At 53.5% G+C, this 318-nt stretch carries 1 rRNA gene; it reads left to right on the plus strand.

Features of this window, described 5'->3' with window-relative positions:
* Window positions 1–318: ribosomal RNA gene (locus RYX56_RS21675) — 23S ribosomal RNA — on the plus strand; the annotation flags it as partial.

Raw genomic sequence — 318 nt, forward strand, 5'->3', positions numbered from 1 at the left:
GAGGGAAAGGTGAAAAGCACCCCGGAAGGGGAGTGAAAGAGATCCTGAAACCGTGTGCCTACAAGTAGTCAAAGCCCGTTAACGGGTAATGGCGTGCCTTTTGTAGAATGAACCGGCGAGTTACGATTGCATGCAAGGTTAAGTTGAAGAGACGGAGCCGCAGCGAAAGCGAGTCTTAACGAGGGCGAATAGAGTATGCAGTCGTAGACCCGAAACCAGGTGATCTACCCATGTCCAGGGTGAAGTCCAGGTAACACTGAATGGAGGCCCGAACCCACGCACGTTGAAAAGTGCGGGGATGAGGTGTGGGTAGCGGAG

The sequence above is a fragment of the Alkalihalophilus lindianensis genome (assembly GCF_032843265.1).
Lineage (GTDB): Bacteria > Bacillota > Bacilli > Bacillales > Bacillaceae_D > Alkalihalophilus > Alkalihalophilus lindianensis.